The organism is Pseudomonas sp. BO3-4, assembly GCF_034044115.1.
Taxonomy (GTDB): Bacteria; Pseudomonadota; Gammaproteobacteria; order Pseudomonadales; family Pseudomonadaceae; genus Aquipseudomonas; species Aquipseudomonas alloputida.
Genome location: NZ_CP139018.1, coordinates 3591512 through 3608783, shown reverse-complemented (window position 1 = coordinate 3608783; position 17272 = coordinate 3591512). Strand labels below are relative to the sequence as shown.

At 63.9% G+C, this 17272-nt stretch carries 17 protein-coding genes and 1 pseudogene; 9 read left to right on the top strand and 9 right to left on the bottom strand.

What is annotated here, in order from left to right; genetic code table 11:
* Positions 1-15: 15 nt before the first annotated feature.
* Complete coding sequence (locus REH59_RS16825) at positions 16-1509, bottom strand: aldehyde dehydrogenase family protein (RefSeq protein ID WP_014859938.1); 1494 nt, start codon at positions 1507-1509, stop codon at positions 16-18.
* Between the two features lie 403 nt (positions 1510-1912).
* Here REH59_RS16825 and peaA point away from each other — a divergent pair, with 403 nt between their 5' ends.
* The 5 genes and pseudogenes from peaA (at position 1913) to REH59_RS16800 (ending at position 8243) form a co-directional block, all read left to right on the top strand.
* Positions 1913-3478, top strand: a complete 1566-nt coding sequence (gene peaA, locus REH59_RS16820; RefSeq protein ID WP_014859937.1) for a quinohemoprotein amine dehydrogenase subunit alpha — start codon at positions 1913-1915, stop codon at positions 3476-3478.
* 48 nt (positions 3479-3526) lie between these two features.
* Entirely contained in the window at positions 3527-4957 is a 1431-nt protein-coding gene (peaB, locus tag REH59_RS16815) for a quinohemoprotein amine dehydrogenase maturation protein (protein ID WP_014859936.1), read from the top strand.
* A 1-nt stretch (position 4958) separates the two neighbouring features.
* Positions 4959-5282, top strand: a complete 324-nt coding sequence (gene qhpC, locus REH59_RS16810; protein ID WP_003248007.1) for a quinohemoprotein amine dehydrogenase subunit gamma — start codon at positions 4959-4961, stop codon at positions 5280-5282.
* Between the two features lie 31 nt (positions 5283-5313).
* Positions 5314-6435: a quinohemoprotein amine dehydrogenase subunit beta gene (gene peaD / locus REH59_RS16805; RefSeq protein ID WP_014859935.1), complete on the top strand. Its 1122-nt coding sequence runs from the start codon at positions 5314-5316 to the stop codon at positions 6433-6435.
* Between the two features lie 134 nt (positions 6436-6569).
* Positions 6570-8243 (top strand): annotated as a pseudogene (locus tag REH59_RS16800) (fatty acid CoA ligase family protein).
* A gap of 261 nt (positions 8244-8504) precedes the next feature.
* On the opposite strand, the gene REH59_RS16795 reads toward REH59_RS16800, so the two are convergent.
* On the bottom strand, positions 8505-9098 hold the full coding sequence (locus tag REH59_RS16795) for a DUF4157 domain-containing protein (protein WP_014859933.1): 594 nt from the start codon (positions 9096-9098) through the stop codon (positions 8505-8507).
* A complete protein-coding gene (locus tag REH59_RS16790) occupies positions 9085-9648 on the bottom strand; it encodes a TetR/AcrR family transcriptional regulator (protein WP_012052551.1) in 564 nt (187 codons plus the stop codon). Before REH59_RS16790 ends, REH59_RS16795 begins: the two co-directional genes overlap by 14 nt.
* Before the next feature lie 89 nt (positions 9649-9737).
* Here REH59_RS16790 and REH59_RS16785 point away from each other — a divergent pair, with 89 nt between their 5' ends.
* Both REH59_RS16785 and REH59_RS16780 read left to right on the top strand, forming a co-directional pair.
* The gene (locus REH59_RS16785; RefSeq protein ID WP_014859932.1) at positions 9738-10469 is read left to right on the top strand and encodes an SDR family oxidoreductase; all 732 of its coding nucleotides are present in this window, start codon (positions 9738-9740) and stop codon (positions 10467-10469) included.
* A 29-nt stretch (positions 10470-10498) separates the two neighbouring features.
* Entirely contained in the window at positions 10499-11113 is a 615-nt protein-coding gene (locus REH59_RS16780; protein ID WP_014859931.1) for a 2-hydroxychromene-2-carboxylate isomerase, read from the top strand.
* Here REH59_RS16780 and REH59_RS16775 read toward each other — a convergent pair.
* The 5 genes from REH59_RS16775 to REH59_RS16755 form a co-directional block, all read right to left on the bottom strand.
* Positions 11086-11385, bottom strand: coding sequence for a DUF7693 family protein (locus REH59_RS16775; RefSeq protein ID WP_245150120.1), 300 nt, complete (start codon positions 11383-11385; stop codon positions 11086-11088). The two genes, REH59_RS16780 and REH59_RS16775, sit on opposite strands and share 28 nt — an antisense overlap.
* 2 nt (positions 11386-11387) lie before the next feature.
* Positions 11388-11933 carry a cupin domain-containing protein gene (locus REH59_RS16770; RefSeq protein ID WP_003248033.1) on the bottom strand — a complete coding sequence of 182 codons (546 nt, stop codon included), beginning with the start codon at positions 11931-11933 and terminating at the stop codon, positions 11388-11390.
* Positions 11934-12014: 81 nt separating this feature from the next.
* Positions 12015-13220 carry an MFS transporter gene (locus REH59_RS16765; RefSeq protein WP_003248036.1) on the bottom strand — a complete coding sequence of 402 codons (1206 nt, stop codon included), beginning with the start codon at positions 13218-13220 and terminating at the stop codon, positions 12015-12017.
* An 81-nt stretch (positions 13221-13301) separates the two neighbouring features.
* Positions 13302-13835: a cytochrome b gene (locus tag REH59_RS16760; protein ID WP_003248038.1), complete on the bottom strand. Its 534-nt coding sequence runs from the start codon at positions 13833-13835 to the stop codon at positions 13302-13304.
* Positions 13832-14884, bottom strand: coding sequence for a catalase family peroxidase (locus REH59_RS16755; RefSeq protein WP_014859965.1), 1053 nt, complete (start codon positions 14882-14884; stop codon positions 13832-13834). The genes REH59_RS16760 and REH59_RS16755 overlap by 4 nt, the downstream gene beginning before the upstream one ends.
* 124 nt (positions 14885-15008) lie before the next feature.
* On the opposite strand from REH59_RS16755, the gene REH59_RS16750 reads away from it, so the two are divergent.
* Together REH59_RS16750 and REH59_RS16745 are read left to right on the top strand one after the other, a co-directional pair.
* Complete coding sequence (locus REH59_RS16750; RefSeq protein WP_014859966.1) at positions 15009-15530, top strand: sigma-70 family RNA polymerase sigma factor; 522 nt, start codon at positions 15009-15011, stop codon at positions 15528-15530.
* On the top strand, positions 15527-16279 hold the full coding sequence (locus REH59_RS16745) for an anti-sigma factor family protein (RefSeq protein WP_012052546.1): 753 nt from the start codon (positions 15527-15529) through the stop codon (positions 16277-16279). Before REH59_RS16750 ends, REH59_RS16745 begins: the two co-directional genes overlap by 4 nt.
* Positions 16280-16319: 40 nt before the next feature.
* On the opposite strand, the gene xthA is transcribed toward REH59_RS16745, so the two are convergent.
* Positions 16320-17132: an exodeoxyribonuclease III gene (xthA, locus tag REH59_RS16740; RefSeq protein ID WP_003248046.1), complete on the bottom strand. Its 813-nt coding sequence runs from the start codon at positions 17130-17132 to the stop codon at positions 16320-16322.
* Between the last annotated feature and the right edge of the window lie 140 nt (positions 17133-17272).

Genomic DNA, 17272 nt, shown 5'->3' with positions numbered 1-17272 from the left:
GTACAGGAAAAAGGATCAGAGCTTGATCAACACCGATTTCAGCTCGGTGTAGTGCTCGATGGCCGCTGAACCCATCTCACGACCAACGCCAGACATCTTGTAGCCACCAAACGGCAGCGCCGGGTCCAGCGCGCTGTGGCAGTTGACCCACACCGAGCCGGACTTGATGCGCGGGATCATGCGGTGCACGGCGGCCAGGTCGTTGGACCAGATACTTGCACCCAGGCCGTAGGGATTGTCGTTGGCCATGCCGATCACTTCGTCGATGTCATCGAATGGCATCGCCACCAGCACCGGCCCGAATATTTCTTCCTGTACCAGGCGGTGACGCTGGTCCACATCGACAATCACCGTCGGCTTGACGAAGTAACCAGGCCCGAAACCTTCACCCCCGCAGGCGATGGTTGCACCCAGTTCGCGGCCAAGCTCGATGTAGCCGGTGACGCGGTCCTGCTGCTTGGCTGAAATCAGCGGGCCCATCTGCACCGCCGGGTCCAGCCCGTTGCCCAGCTTCATGGCATTGGCAATTGCGGCGATGTCGGCCACCACATTGTCGAAGTGCTTGCGGTGCACATACAGCCGCGAGCCTGCGCAGCACACCTGGCCCTGGTTGAAGAAGATCGCCGTGGCCGCACCGACTGCGGCTTCCTGCAGGTTGGCGTCGGGCATGACGATGGTCGGCGATTTGCCGCCCAGTTCCAGGGTGACGCGGGTCATGTTGTCCATGGCCGCCTTGCCGATCAGCTTGCCGACCTCGGTGGAGCCGGTGAAGGTCAGTTTATCTACGCCGGGGTGGCGGCTGAGCGCGGCGCCGGCGTTCAGGCCGGTACCGGTAACCACGTTGAACACGCCGGCCGGGTAGCCGGCCTCGTCGACCAGCTCGGCCAGCTTGAGCACGCTCAGTGGGGTTTCATCGGCAGGCTTGAGCACCACCGTGCAGCCAGTGGCCAGTGCCGGGCCGAGCTTCCAGCAGGCCAGCAGCAGTGGGAAGTTCCAGGCAACGATGGCGCCCACCACGCCCACTGCCTCGCGGCGCACGAAGCCATGGAACTGGTCGTTGGGCATCAACGGCATGGACGCTTCGACGGTGCTACCCTCGATCTTGGTGGCCCAGCCCGCCATATAGCGCAGGAAGTCGATGGCCAGTTGCACGTCCATCATCTGGGCCACGGCGGCGCTCTTGCCATTGTTCAGGCATTCCAGTTCGGCCAGCTGACGCGCATCGCGCTCCATCAGGTCGGCCAGGCGCCACAGCAGGTTCTGCCGCTCGCGCGGGCGCATGCGGCTCCAGGGCGAGTCGTCGAAGGCCTGGCGCGCAGCGCGCACGGCGCGGTCGACATCTTCGGCCTCGGCGGCCGGCACTTCACCCAGCACCTCGCCGGTGGCCGGGTTGCGGAACGACAGGGTGCGACCGCTGGCGGCGTCCTGCCAGTCGGCACCGATGCGCATCTTCAGCTTGCGTTCGAGAAAGGCGCGGGTGGCGGGCAGGATGGGCAGTTCGGAAAGCATGGGGCTGTGCCTCTTGTCATTGGATGTGACGGGCACTGGCGCAATGGCCGTGCCAACCTGGGCAGATGGCCGCAAAGCGTTGTGGGCGTTGGGTTTTGCCTGAGCGCAAGGCTGCGTTTGCCAGGTTGCGCTGTTGCACATTGAGACGGTGTGAGACGGTGGTGAAACAGTGGCTGTTCGGCCTCTTCGCGGGCCCTGTCTCAACATGAAACACCCTGTCGCGAAATGGCACGCTGCAAATGGCCATCCCGGCTCCTGGCCAAGCCCCGAAAACCGCTTAAAGGGTTGAAAGGAAACGCTTTTACCCTAACTGGCACAGTTCCTGTATCACAACCGTCACATGCACACCTGCTGTACCAAAGCGTGCGAAAACGATAAGAACAACAACCGTGGAGGTCTGACCTTGAAGACGACTCGACTCCGGCGGCATGCGGGCAAACTGGCGCTGGTCGCCGCCGCGCTGCTGAGCACCCAGGCCATGGCGGCCGAGCAGGGCCCGAGCCTGTTGCAGAACAAGTGCATGGGGTGCCATATCCCCGAAGGCAACGACACCTATAGCCGCATCAGCCACCAGCGCAAGACGCCGGAAGGCTGGCTGATGAGCATCGCCCGCATGCAGGTGATGCATGGCCTTCAGATCAGCGACGACGACCGTCGCACGCTGGTCAAATACCTGGCCGACAAACAGGGCCTGGCGCCCAGCGAAACCGATGGCGTGCGTTACGCCATGGAGCGTCGGCTCAATACCGTCGAGCACTTCGACACCCAGCTCAGCGAGACCTGTGGCCGTTGCCACTCGGGTGCCCGTGTCGCCTTGCAACGGCGCCCGGCCAAGGAGTGGGAACACCTGGTCCACTTCCACCTTGGCCAATGGCCGTCCCTTGAATACCAGGCCCAGGCGCGTGACCGCGACTGGCTGCCGATCGCCCTGCAGCAAGTGGTGCCGGACCTTGCCAAGCGCTTCCCGATGGACAGCGCGGCCTGGGACGAATGGCAGAAGGCCAAACCCAAGGCGGACGTACTGCCGGGGCAGTGGGCATTCAGCGGCCATATGCTGGCCAAGGGCGATGTACGTGGGGTAATGAGCGTCACGGCCGGAGAGGGCGATACCTTCAAGGTCGAGGTCAAGGGCGCTTACGCCGACGGTACACCGTTCAACGGCAGCGGCTCGGCCATCCTGTACAACGGTTATGAATGGCGGGGCAATGTGAAGGTTGGCGATGCCAACCTGCGTCAGGTGTTCGCCGCGCTGGATGGCGAAATGAAAGGCCGTATGTTCGAAGCCGATCACGATGAGCGCGGCCTGGACTTCAGCGCCGTAAAAGAAGGCAAGGCGCAGTTGCTGGCGGTACAACCGGCGTTCATCAAAGCCGGAGGCGAAAGCGAAATCACCCTGGTTGGCAGCGGCCTGACTGGCAAGCCGGACCTGGGCGCCGGGGTGGTAGTGACCGAAGTGCTGGAGCAGACCCCGACCCTGGTAAGGGTCAAGGCCCGTGCCGCGGCCGATGCCAGGCCAGGGCTGCGCGAGGTGGCGGTAGGTGCGCTCAAGGGCGTGAACCTGGCGGTTTACGACAAAGTCGATGAAGTGAAGGTCGTGCCGGCGTTCTCCATCGCGCGCATTGGTGAGAACGGCGCCTCCGTGCCGAAAGTGCAGGGGCGGTTCGAGGCCGAAGCCTGGGGCAAGGATGCCAATGGCCAGCCGCTGCGTATCGGCTACCTGCCGGCCAGCTGGAAGGTCGAGCCGTTCAACGAGCGTGCTGTCGAGGATGAAGACGTCAAGTTCGCCGGGCAGATGCAGGCCGACGGTGTGTTCGTGCCAGGCGGTGCCGGGCCCAACCCTGAGCGCAAGATGATGACCAACAACGCCGGTAACCTGAAGGTCATCGCCACGCTGGCCGACGGTGGCCAGACCGGCGAAGGGCACATGATCGTCACCGTACAGCGCTGGAATAACCCGCCGCTGCCGTAACGGCAGGCTGCAACGGTTTTCCAACGGATCGATTATCGGGAGGTCGCCATGGGCGTACTACTGAACCTGGTCGAACGCAACCTGCACGAAGTACAGGTTGATGCCGACCGCATGCTGTTCCATATCCCCAGCAGTTCGCTGTTTACCGCTGACGCGGTGACCGGCGGCATCATCGACACCTTGCGCCAGCAAGGCTGCTCGGCCGAGGAGCTGATGCAGCGCCTTGGCCAGCAGTTTGCCGGCGACGATATCCAGGACACCCTGCGCGAGCTGATCGCGCTGGAGCTGGTCAGCGACGGCTCGCCGCTGACCCCGGAAATCGCCCTCAGGCAAGTCGAGCGCACCGCACTTAACACCGTGGTGCTCAACGTCAACACCGGTTGCAACCTCAGCTGCACCTATTGCTACAAGGAAGACCTGGACAAGCCTTCCGCCGGCAAGAAGATGAGTACCGCCACCGCCGAAGCCTCGGTGGAGATGCTGCTCAAGGAATCACCCAACGAGCAGCGCTACAGCGTGGTGTTCTTCGGTGGCGAACCGCTGTCCAACCGGCCGTTGATCGAACACATGGTGGCTTACTGCGAGCGGCGGTTCGCCGAAGCGGGCAAGCAGGTGGAGTTCATCATGACCACCAACGCTACTTTGCTGACCGAAGAAATCATCGATTGGCTCAACGCCCACCGCTTTGGCCTGTCGATCAGCATCGATGGCCCCAAGACCGTGCATGACCGCAACCGTATCACCGTGGGCGGGCAGGGCACCTATGACGTGGTGCGGCGCAAGGCCGACCTGCTGCTGTCGCGCTACACCAGCCGGCCGGTGGGCGCGCGGGTCACGCTGACCCGTGGCATTACTGACGTTGAAACCATTTGGAACCACCTGTTCAACGAAATGGGTTTCGCCGAGGTCGGCTTTGCCCCGGTTACCTCTGGCGACATGGCCGACTTCAACCTCACTGGCGACGAGCTGGTGCAAGTCTTCGCCAACATGAAGGCGCTCGGCCGGCGCTACCTGGAGGCGGCACTGGAGCACCGCAACATCGGGTTCTCCAACCTGCATCAGCTGATCACCGACATCCACGAAGGCCACAAGAAGGCCCTGCCGTGTGGCGCCGGGTTGAAGATGCTGGCAGTGGACCACGAAGGTGAGTTGAACCTGTGCCACCGCTTCACCGGCTCCAGCCTGCCCACCTTCGGTAACGTGCACCAGGGCGTGAAGCAGGTGCAGCTCAACGACTTCCTGTCGCAGCGCCTGGACCGCAGCAACACCGGCTGTGAAAGCTGTCGTATCCGCAACCTGTGCTCCGGCGGCTGCTACCACGAAAGCTATGCGCGCTACGGCGACCCGCAGCACCCGACGTATCACTACTGCGAACTGATGCGCGACTGGGTGGACTTCGGCATTGAAGTCTACAGCCGCATCATGGCCGCCAACCCGGCCTTCATCGATCGCTACATCACCCCGCGGAAGGCGCATTGACATGAAGCACTTGAAGCCCCTGAACAACAAGGCGCGCATCCTGGAGCAGGCCGCCGCCGAAGACCGTGTCGAAGACGTGATGGCGATGAGCGCGGTGGCCGGCTGCACGGCCACTACCGACCCCGGCTGGGAGGTGGACGCCTTTGGCGGCGTGAGCTCGCTGTGCCAGCCGATGGAGGCCGACCTTTATGGTTGTTCCGACCCTTGCTGGTGGCCGGCCCAGGTGCCGGACATGATGAGCACCTACCAGGACTGGAACGCCCAGGCGACCAACTCGGCAGAGGACTGGCGCAACCTCGGCACCGTGTTCCCGAAAGACAAGTGACGGCCCAACAAGAATGACAAGGGGAAACCGCATGAAAGCTGGACGCTGCGCGCCATTGGCGCTCACCATCGCCGCCATGGCTTGCGCCGGGCAGGCACAGGCCGACGACACTGGCCCGGCACTCAAGGCTGGCCACGAATACATGATCGTGACCAACTACCCGAACAACCTGCATGTGGTCGATGTGGCCAGTGACACGGTCTACAAGAGCTGCCGGATGCCCGACAAGTTCGGCCCTGGCACCGCGATGATGGCGCCGGACAACCGCACCGCCTACGTGCTCAACAACCATTACGGCGACATTTACGGCATCGACCTGGACACTTGCAAGAACACCTTCCACGCCAACCTGTCCAGCGTAGCCGGTGAAGTCGGCCGGTCGATCTATTCGTTCGCCATCAGCCCAGACGGCAAAGAGGTGTATGCCACGGTCAACCCGACCCAGAGGCTGAACGACCATTACGTGGTCAAGCCACCCCGGCTGGAGGTGTTCAGCACCGCCGATGGCCTTCAGGCCAAGCCCGTACGCACCTTCCCGATGCCGCGCCAGGTGTACCTGATGCGCGCCTCCGACGATGGCAGCCTGTACGTTGCCGGGCCGGACATTTACAAGATGGACGTGAAGACCGGCAAATACTCGGTAGCCCTGCCGTTGCGCAACTGGAACCGCAAAGGCTACAGCGCCCCGGATGTGCTGTACTTCTGGCCGCACCAGAGCCCGCGCCATGAGTTCACCATGCTGTACACCATTGCCAGGTTCAAGGATGACAAGCAGGACCCTGCCACCGCCGAACCGCTGTATGGCTACCTGAGCATCGACCTGAAGACCGGCAAGACCCACACCCAGGAGTTCGCCGACCTGACCGAGCTGTACTTCACCGGCCTGCGCTCGCCCAAGGACCCGAACCAGATCTACGGCGTGCTCAACCGCCTGGCCAAGTACGACATCAAACAGCGCAAGCTGATCAAGGCGGCTAATCTGGAGCACACCTACTACTGCGTGACGTTCGACAAGAAGGGCGACAAGCTTTACTTAGGCGGCACCTTCAATGACCTGGCGGTGTTCAACCCGGATACGCTGGAAAAGGTGAAGAACATCAAGTTGCCGGGTGGTGACATGTCTACCACGACGCCGCAGGTGTTCGTTCGCTAAACCGGTGTGTGCCTCTTCGCGGGTAAACCTACAAAGGACGGCGCCACATTTGAGGCCGGTGGAGGTTTTTGTAGGAGCGGGTTCACCCGCGAAGAAGCCAGCACAGAAAACACAAGAACAACAAGAGAACGCCTATGCCCCAGCCAAGCTACACCCAGGGCAACCAGGACAAGCCCCTGCTGAACCAATGCATCGGCGACGCCTTCGACGCCACCGTGGCCCGCTTCCCCGAGCGTGAGGCGCTGGTGGTTCACCATCAGGCCCTGCGCTACACGTGGCGGCAACTGGCCGACGCTGTCGACCAGCACGCCCGCGCGCTGATGGCCCTGGGCGTGCAGCCCGGTGACCGTCTTGGCATCTGGGCACCCAACTGCGCCGAGTGGTGCATTACCCAGTTCGCCAGCGCCAAGGTTGGCGCGATCCTGGTCAACATCAACCCGGCCTACCGTTCCAGCGAACTGGACTACGCCCTTGGCCAGTCCGGCTGCCGCTGGGTGATCTGTGCCGATGCGTTCAAGACCTCCGATTACCACGCCACGCTGCAGGGCCTGCTCCCGGGCCTGGCCAACGGCCAACCGGGCGCGCTGATCTGCGAGCGCTTCCCCGAGCTGCGTGGCGTGGTCAGCCTGGCGCTGTCGCCACCGCCGGGCTTCCTGGCTTGGCACGCATTGCAGGCCCGTGCCGAGGCCGTCAGCGGCGAGGCCCTGGCCGCGCGCCAGGCACAACTGCGTTGCGACGACCCGATCAATATCCAGTACACCTCAGGCACCACCGGTTTCCCCAAGGGGGCCACCCTTAGCCACAGCAATATCCTCAACAACGGGTACATGGTCGGTGAAAGCCTGGGCCTTACCGAGCACGATCGGCTGGTGGTGCCGGTGCCGCTGTACCACTGCTTCGGCATGGTCATGGCCAACCTTGGCTGCATGACCCACGGCAGCGCACTGATTTACCCCAGCGATGCCTTCGACCCGCTGGCCACGCTGCGGGCAGTGGCGCAGGAAAAAGCCACTGCGCTGTATGGCGTGCCGACCATGTTCATTGCCGAACTGGACCATCCGCAGCGTGGTGAATTCGACCTGTCGAGCCTGCGCACCGGGATCATGGCCGGCGCGACCTGCCCGATCGAGGTGATGCGCCGGGTGATTGGCGAGATGCACATGGCCGAAGTGCAGATTGCCTATGGCATGACCGAGACCAGCCCGGTGTCCTTGCAGACCGGTGCCGCTGACGACCTGGAGCGTCGCGTGACCAGCGTCGGTCGCACCCAGCCCCGGCTGGAGAGCAAGGTGGTGGACGCCGAAGGCAACACTGTCCCGCGTGGCGAGATCGGCGAACTGTGCACCCGCGGCTACAGCGTGATGCTGGGTTACTGGAACAACCCCAAAGCCACCGCCGAGAGCATCGACGCAGAGGGCTGGATGCACACTGGCGACCTGGCGGTGATGGACGAGCAGGGCTATGTGCGTATTGTCGGACGCAGCAAGGACATGATCATTCGCGGCGGCGAGAACATTTATCCGCGCGAGCTGGAGGAGTTCTTCTTCACCCATCCGGCGGTGGCCGATGTGCAGGTGATTGGCGTGCCGTGCAGCTAGTACGGTGAAGAGATCGTGGCCTGGGTGCGACTGCACCCGGGGCATGCTGTCAGTGAAGAAGCGTTGCGTGAGTGGGCGAGGGCAAGGATTGCGCACTTCAAGGTGCCCAGGTACTTCCGTTTTGTCGACGCGTTTCCGATGACGGTTACGGGCAAGGTGCAGAAGTTCCGGATGCGCGAGATCAGTGTCGAAGAGCTGTCTGCCAGATGACCTTTTACGTGCCCAAGGTGAACGCCTTGCTCAAGATTCGAACATACTGCGCGGTCGCCCGTAGGAGCGGGTTCACCCGCGAAAGGGCCGGCCCTGCTGGCCAATCTCTACCCGCTGTTCACCGTCGCAGCCGCCACCGTATTCGCGGGTAAACCCCCTCCTACGCGGTCGCGGACACACAGCGGGAGTTGAACACATGCCGTTGTAGGAGCGGGTTCACCCGCGAAAGGGCCGGCCCTGCTGGCCAACATCCCTGGCCAATCAGCGGGCCAGGCCTGAACGACGCTCGCGCAGCGCCTTGTCGACTTCGGCCTCGATCTTGTAGGCCGGCCCCTCCAGGTCGTCGTAGTTACGCGTATAGCGTCGGGCAAACGCCTCCACGCCCAGCTCCTGATACTGCTGCACATGCTTGAGCTCGTGCGCCCACAAGGCCACGTTGTCCTCGGCATCGGCGGCCCGGCGGAAGATGATCGTGTCGATCAGTGTAACGGCGTTCACATCGGGGTTCTGCAATAGCGCATTGGCTGCGCTCATCTGTTGCTCATCCCCCACCCGGAAGCGCGCCGCGTCGAGCACGGCAAAGTCATACCAAGGTTCAAGCTGCGCCCGAATATGCAACGGAATCGGCTGCACTCCGCTGGCCGTGGCTTCGTCGCGGGCCTGGCGCAAGGCGTAGGTCAGGCTGGACGAGGCCATGACCTCCACATCCTTGAGGATCTGCCCGGCCTGGCCTGGGTCGATCGGGGCGCAGAAGCAGCCCATCAGGCACACTTGATACTGCCCAGGCGGGCAGGCCTGTTCGGCAAGCGCTGGCAGGGCCAATAGCAAACCCAGCAGGGCACTAATCCGTCTCATGCAGGGCCTGTTCGACAAACTGGCGGCTGGCGCCCAGTACCTGCGTTTGCACGCTTTCACTGGCCAGCATGCGCCCGACCAGCAATGCTCCTACGCACTGGCTTATCAGCACCCAGGCCAGCTGCTCATCCTCCAAGGTTGTGCTCCAGGCCTGGTGCAGCTCTACCAGCCAGTGCTCAGCCACTTCACGCACCGGCGTGTCGGCCCGGGCGATTTCCACACCCAGCGGCGGTAGCGGGCATCCACCTTCGGCATTGCGCAGGTGGGCCAGGCTCAGGTACTGCTGCAGACAGCGGCCCAGGCGTTCGCGGTTGGCGCCTTGGCAAGCCAGGCGTGCCAGGGGGCTGTTGCTCAGCTCCTGGCGTACCACCTCGGTAAACAGGTCGTCCTTGGACGGGAAGTGGTTGTAGAAGGCACCGCCGGTCAGGCCGATCGCTTTCATCAACCCGGCCACGCCGGTGCTGGCAAAACCCCCGCGTTTGGCCAGCGCGCCGCTGCTGGCCAGCAACCGTTCGCGGGTTTGCTGTTTGTGTTCGTTGGAATAGCGCATTCACATGCCTCGGCAGACAGGCTTGACGATGACCGCGATCATAGCATAGCGTTCGTTTACTAAACGATCATTTACCCATGGAGGCAGGCATGTCAGAACAACAAAAAGTCGTGCTGGTGATCGGGGCGGGCGACGCCACTGGGGGTGAGATCGCCAAGCGCTTTGCGCGTGAGGGCTATATTGCCTGCGTAACCCGGCGCCAGGCCGACAAACTGCAGCCGCTACTGGAGGAAATACACGCCGCTGGCGGCCAGGCCTACGGTTTTGGCTCTGATGCGCGCAAGGAAGAGGAGGTGACCGCGCTGGTGGAGACTATCGAGCGTGATATAGGTCCGATTGAGGCATTTGTCTTCAATATCGGCGCGAATGTGCCGTGCAGCATTCTCGAGGAAACCCCACGCAAGTACTTCAAGATCTGGGAAATGGCCTGCTTTGCCGGTTTCCTCACCGCGCAGGCGGTGGCCCGGCGCATGGTTCAGCGTGAGCGCGGCACCCTCCTGTTCACCGGCGCTACAGCCGGTACCCGCGGCGCAGCCGGTTTTGCCGCCTTTGCCGGTGCCAAGCATGGCTTGCGTGCCCTGGCACAGAGCATGGCGCGCGAGTTGGGGCCACGCAACATCCATGTCGCCCATGTGGTGGTGGACGGTGCCATCGACACGGCCTTCATCCGCGACAGCTTCCCCGAGCGTTATGCCCTCAAAGACCAGGATGGCATCCTTGATCCGGCGCACATTGCCGACAGTTACTGGTTCCTGCACGCCCAGCCCCGCGACGCCTGGACGTTCGAGCTGGACCTGCGCCCCTGGATGGAACGCTGGTAAACCCCCGTTAATACGCAAGGACCGTCACCATGCACACGTCTGTCGATTTCTTTTTTGACCTGGGCAGCCCGGCCAGTTACCTGGCCTGGACCCAACTGCCGAACCTGTGTGCCCGCCACGGCGCTACGCTGCGCTACCGGCCAATGCTGCTTGGCGGGGTTTTCCAGGCTACCGGCAATGCCTCGCCGGCCATGATCCCGGCCAAAGGGCGCTACATGTTTACCGACCTGGCACGCTTTGCCGAACGCTACGGTGTGCCGCTCGGGATGCCGCCGGGCTTTCCGGTCAATACCCTGACTTTGATGCGCGGCGTGACAGGTACCCAGTTGCATTCACCGGATCGGTTCGAGGCATTGCTATCGGTGCTGTTCACTGGGCTGTGGGTACAGCGCCGCAACCTGAGCGACAGCGCTGTGCTGAATGAAACACTCGTGCAGGCAGGCTTCGACCCGCAGGTGTTTCATGCCCTGGCCGCTGACAGCGAAGTAAAAGCCGCGCTAAAGCAGGCGACCGAGGCCGCTGTGGCGCGCGGGGTGTTTGGCGCGCCCACCTGTTTTGTCGGTGATGGCATGTTCTTCGGCCAGGACCGCCTGGACTTTGTCGAGGAGGCGCTGCGTCAGGGGGCCAGTAGCCTCTCCAGCTGACTGCGCTCCCACAGGCTGAGCAGGTCGGTGGGGTTGGTGCCATAGCGCTGCCAGTGCTCGAGCCCAGCCTGTTCGCCGTCGGGGGCTTGGCAATGAACGCAATGCGCCAAGCCTTCAGTATCCAAGGCCAACGTCAGTTGCCAGCCCTGGATACCGACATCGACCAAGCCACCCTCGCGGCGTGCAGCCACCTCAAGGTGGTGCACGCCAAGGGCCACATTACGCAGGCACTGATAGACATCCCGGGCGCTCAGTGAAGGTCTGTGCGTCAAGATCAGAAATTCGCCGGCGTGTTGGCGCTGATGATCTCGGCCTCATCCGGGCCGATGTTCTTGAAACTGTGCGGCAGGGTCGTGGGGATGTAGTAGCCGTCGCCCGAATTGAGGACGCTGACCTGGCCGTCGACCCACAGCTCGACGGTGCCACGGGTGACCAACCCGCATTCTTCGCCTTCAGCGTGCACGATCGGCTCGCCAGAGTCGGCGCCGGGTGCGTACAGTTCACGCAGCATTCGCATTTGGCGGCCTTCGACGCTGGCGCCGACCAGCAGCATGCGCAGGCCATTGCGGCCCAGGTCGGGTTGTTCGCCACCACGGAATACGTAGCGTTCCTCACGCACCGGCTCGTCGAAGCTGAAAAACTCCGCCAGGCTCATGGGGATGCCCTCGAGTAGTTTTTTCAGGGAGCTGACCGAAGGGCTGACGCGATTCTGCTCGATCTGCGAGATCGTCGAATTGGTCAGCCCGCTGCGACGGGCCAGTTCCCGTTGGGAGAGGTTGTTGCGTTCACGCACCAGTTTGAGTCGCGTCCCCGTGTCCATAGCCGCCTTGTAATCAGAGGTGTCAATAATAATGAGCGATGCGCATTAAAACACACTCTGCGCCCTTGCGCGCTGTGCTTCTCAAACCCGCTGCTCACGCGGCATTGGCCACAGCCCGACCAGCAGCAACAGCACGGCCACGGCCAGGAATGGCAAGCGCGGATCAAGGGCATACACCAAGGTACCGGCGAGCGGCCCGATCACCGCGCCCATGCCTTGGGCGGCGCCAATGGAGCCGGCCGTGGCGCCTTGTTCGGAGGCCTGCATGGCATTGGCCGCCAGTGCCGAAAACGCCGGGAAGACGAAGCCCATGCCGGCCGCCGCAACAAAATAGCAAGCCCACAGCCAGGGGGCCGTGGTGGCCAGCGAGCCACAGGCAAAGCCCAGTGCCGATACCGTGGCACCCACCCGGATCATCTTCAGCGGTGGCCACTCCAGTTGGCGCAGTATCACCTGGGCCAGCATCAGTGCCACACCCACGGTGGTCAGGGCAATGCCAGCCGCCTGGGCCGCTTCGGCAGGGCCCAGATGCAAGCGGTCAAGGGCAAAGAAACCGACGATGATCTGCGACACGGTCACGCTGAGCATGGCGCTGAATGCCACCAGCAGCGGCCGGCGCAGGCGCGGGTCGTTCAGCCGCACCGGGCTGGGGGCGTGGCTGTGCGGCAGCGCCTGTGGTTTGAGGGTAAAAAACAGCACCAGGAAGGCAGTGGCCGGCAGCAGCGACATGATATGGAACGGCAGGCTCAGGCTGTGCCGCGCCAGCAGTGCGGCCAGCGCCGGCCCGACCACCAGACCGACGGCGTTGGCCGCCCCCAGTGAGGCCATGGCCCGCGCCCGGCGTTGCGGCTCGACATGGTCAGCGATCAGCGCATTGCAGCCTACCGGGATGGCGGCATAAAAGGCGCCGATGCAACCACGCGCGATCATCAGGCCGATGAACGCCAAGGTCGCCCCCGGCATCCAGCGCAGTGCGCCTTCGACGAACAGGCACAGCAGCCAGTAGGCCAGGGTGAAGCCGGCGCTGCCCAGCAGCAGGATGCGCCGGCGGCCCAGGCGGTCTGCCGCGCGGCCCCAGGGCCGGGCCAGCAGCACCCAGACCACGCCGGCCACGGTCACGGCGGCGCCGGCTTGCCAGGTGGCCATGCCAAGCTGGCGGGCTATCGGGCCGATCAGGGCGACGAAGGCCATCATCGACATGGTGCAGGCCATGTTGGCCAGCAACAGCGGGCGCAGGTTCAGGGTGCTGGCAGGCAGCAGGGTTGCAGGATCCTTTGCGACGTTCATGGGCAGTCCAGGGCAGAGTGGCAAACAAAACCGATATTATTAGGAATCATTATCGATTGTCGAACCCCGTGCTGCTACCGTTCACTCGCTGCGGTGCAAGGGGCCAGGCCACATGCTACGCAACACACCGTCGCGACGCACCCACGCATGCATCAAAGCGGCCCCCACATGCACCAGCACCGTGGCGAACAGCAGGTAGCCGGCCCAGCCATGGGCCTGGCGCAACACAGCATATAGCTGCAGGTTGTGGGGGGCGATGGCGGGCAAGCCGAGCGGGCGCGGGTAATCGCCTGCCGACAGCATGGCCCAGCCCAGCAGCGGCATGGCCAGCATCAGGCCATAAAGCAGCAGATGCGAGGCTCCGGCGGCCCAGCGCTGCAGTTTTGGCAGATCGTTCGGCAGGGGCGGGTGAGGTAGGGTCAGGCGCACAGCAATGCGCAGTACCACCAGCACCAGCAGGGCCAGCCCGGTGGCCTTGTGCAGGCTGATCAGCACCGGGTGGCGTAGCGACAGGTCGGCGACCATGCTTACGCCGATGAACAGCATGGCCAGAATCAGCACGGCCATCAGCCAGTGCAACACGCGGGCGAAAGGGTGGAAGGCTTGAGGTTTCATGGCTTGGCTCCGGTGCTGAGCGATTCGCGGCTACGGCGGTTGAACGATTCGGAATAGGCGGCCGAGCGGGCGGCGAGGATCGGGTCGGCTGACGCCTCTATGCCGCGGGGCAGGATCAGCGGGTCGAAGTTGAGATCGCGGCAGGCCCCTTGCTCGGGGGCGTCTACCTGTTCCAGTACCAGAGTGCCAGCGTCCACGCTGCGCCGCTCGGCGGGCCACGGCCGGGCAGGGTCGTCCACGGCATCGCCAGGTTCGGCCAGTACCAGGCGCAGCGTCCAGCGCAACGGGCCTTGGGCAAGGCGCTGCTGCAAGTCGTGTTGCAGGAATTGCTTGTCATCAACCTGCGCGGGTAATGCCGCAAATGCAGTTTGTGGCTCGAGCTGCCAACGCACCGGGTGGGCCGCACCCGCTGCGTCGATCAGGCGGAAGGCATTGATACTGTGGTACTGCGTGTTGGCGAAGCTGTCGCTGGGTTTGTAGCCCGCCGCCCATTGGCGAAACGCCGCGCTTTCCGGGTGAGCGGCGAAGAACGCCTGCAGCTTGCCAGGGTCCGGTTTGCCGGTTGCCGGGTCTGGTGCGCTCGCCAGTACTTGCTGGTAGAACCCTTGCGGCGTGCTGACTGCCAGCACCGGAGGGTTGTTCATGCCGGTCCGCCAGACCTGGCCATCGTCGGTGCTTAGCTCAATCGCCAGGCTGCGTACGGGTATACCCGTATCCGGGGCGAACGGGTTGGCGCCGCCGATGGCAAAACGGCCCACCACCGGCACCCGTTGCTGGCTGAAGGCGCGCGCCGTGGACAGGTTGGCGGCCTGCCCGCTGGCCTGGAAGTAGCCGCTCACGCACAAGCCCTTGGCGTGGTTCTTGCGGTAGCCGGGGTAATGCCCGGCCTGGGCTTCGAAGGTGTCGATGATGCGCTGTGGCGTCAGTCGGGGGGCGCCGAGCCAGCCAGCGGCATAGGCAAAGCCGGCACCTGCGGCCAGCAGCACGCCGCCAATGGCGGCCAGGCGCAAGGCTTTGGCCGAGCCGTGCAAGGGTGTGTTCATGGTCATCGTCCGGTTCAGTGAAGGTGCCAGTACGACGTGTCAGAGAAAAAGTTATTCCCTCATCGGGAATAGAATGTGTTCACAGGCGTCTGCCCTTTACACTGACAACCCCAGAGGCCGGGACCTAGCCATGCATGATTTGGACGACCACCAGTGGCACGAGCTGCTGGCCCGCCTGCGCCGCTTTGCCGTGTGGCTGACCCGCGAGCCGGGCAGCGCCGACGACCTGGTGCAGGCCACGGTCGAGCGGGCCCTGAGCCGTCGCGACCAGCAGCGGGACGCTGATGCCCTGCGTGCCTGGCTGTTCACCATCCTTTATCGACAGTTCCTCGACGGTAAGCGCCGCGAGCGATTGCATGCGCGCTGGTTGTCCTGGTTCGGCCGTAACGAGCACGACGATGAGCCGGTCGGTGACAACCTCGAAACCATCGTCCTGGCACAGGCCGACCTGCAGGCGTTTGCCCGGCTGACGGCGGAGCAGCGTGCCTTGTTGTTGCTGGTCAGCATCGAAGGCTTGAGTTACAAGGAGGCCGCCCAGGCCTTGGGCATCCCCATCGGCACTGTGATGTCGCGCCTGTCGCGCGCGCGCAATGCCTTGCGCGAACTGACCGAGGGCAACCCCCAGCCCCCGGCCTTGCGGAGACTGAAATGAAGCGCCTGATCCCCAGCGATGACGAATTGCACGCTTACGTCGATGAGCGCCTGGAACCTGTGCGCCGGGCCGAAGTGCAGGCCTGGCTGGCGGCCAACCCGCAAGCTGCGGCACGGGTGGAAGGCTGGCGCGCCGATGCCCGGCGGCTGCGCACAGCGCTGGCCGGATTGGGCGAGCTGCCCGGTGCGGCGCAGCTGGACCTTGGCCAGTTGCGTCGGCAATTGCGCCAGCGTCGGCAGCGGCGTTGGGCGGCGGCGGCGGTGGTGATGCTGGCGTTGGGTGTGGGGGGCTTGGGCGGCTGGCAAGTGCGCGATGCAACCTTGGCGCGGGTCGACCTGCCCATGGCTGATGCTGTTCAGGCGCACCGTTTGTTCGCCAGCAGTGAAGCACTGGATATCCAGGCCAGTGATCCTGGGCAGTTACGTGACTGGCTGGGCCGCCATTTCAGCCGGGTGGGCCAGTTACCGGACCTGGCGGGGTATGGCTTCAAACCGGTGGGCGCCCGCTTGCTCAGCAACGAGCAGGGGCCGGCTGCATTACTGGTATTCGAAGATGGCAAGGGCCAGCGCATCAGCCTGTTCCTGCGCTCGCCGGGCGACCTTTATCGGCGCATGCCGGACGGGCAGCGGGTCGATGGCCAGCTGGAGGCGCGGTACTGGTCGCATGGGGCTTATAACTTTGCCTTGGTCAGCGCGGCGGACGATGTGCGTGGGGCGGGGGTGGGGGAGGCGTTGAGGTTGGGGTTGTGAGTGTGGGCCCAAGGTGTGCACCTTGGGCCCGTTACCCGAATCAGCTCAACTCCAGCCAGATCGGCGCATGGTCCGACGGCTTTTCCATCCCGCGCAGCTCATAGTCCACGCCCGCTGCCTTGATGCGCGGCACCAGCGGCTGCGAGGCCATGATCAGGTCGATGCGCAGGCCGCGCTTGGGCTCGTCCTCGAAGCCGCGGCTTCGGTAGTCGAACCAGCTGAAACGGTCGGTCACCTCCGGGTACAGGTGGCGGAAGCTGTCTACCAACCCCCAGCCTTTCAAACGTTCCATCCACTCACGCTCCTCCGGCAGGAAGCTGCACTTGCCGGTCTTCAGCCAGCGTTTGGCGTTGTCCGGGCCAATGCCGATATCACAGTCTTGCGGCGAGATGTTCATGTCGCCCATCACCAGCACTGGCTGGTCGTTGCGGAACTGGCTTTCCAGCAGTGCCTGCAGGTCGCTGTAGAAGCGCTGCTTGGCCGGGAACTTGGTGGGGTGGTCGCGGCTTTCGCCTTGGGGGAAATAGCCGTTCATGATGGTGATCGGGCTGCCGTTGGCATCGGCAAAGGTACCCCAGATGAAGCGGCGCTGGGCATCCTCTTCGTCGGTGGCAAAGCCCTTGTGCAGGCTCAGCGGCGGCTGGCGCGACAGCAGGGCCACGCCGTAGTGGCCTTTCTGGCCATGGTAGTGCACGTGGTAACCCAGTGCCTGCACGTCGGCCAGCGGGAACTGATCGTCGCTGACCTTGGTTTCCTGCAGGCCGATCACGTCCGGCTGGTGCTTTTCGATCAGCGCCGCCAGCTGATGCGGGCGGGCCCGCAGGCCGTTGATGTTGAAACAGACGATCTTCATGGAAAGACAATCCCGGTAAAAGGCGCGATGCTAGCCGACATCGACCTGCATCACCAGCATGGCGGCCAGGCGAGCCTGCTGCTAACGTGCTGTTGGGGGTGAACGAAGCACGCTGGGGCACCTCCAAGGCACTGAACGCC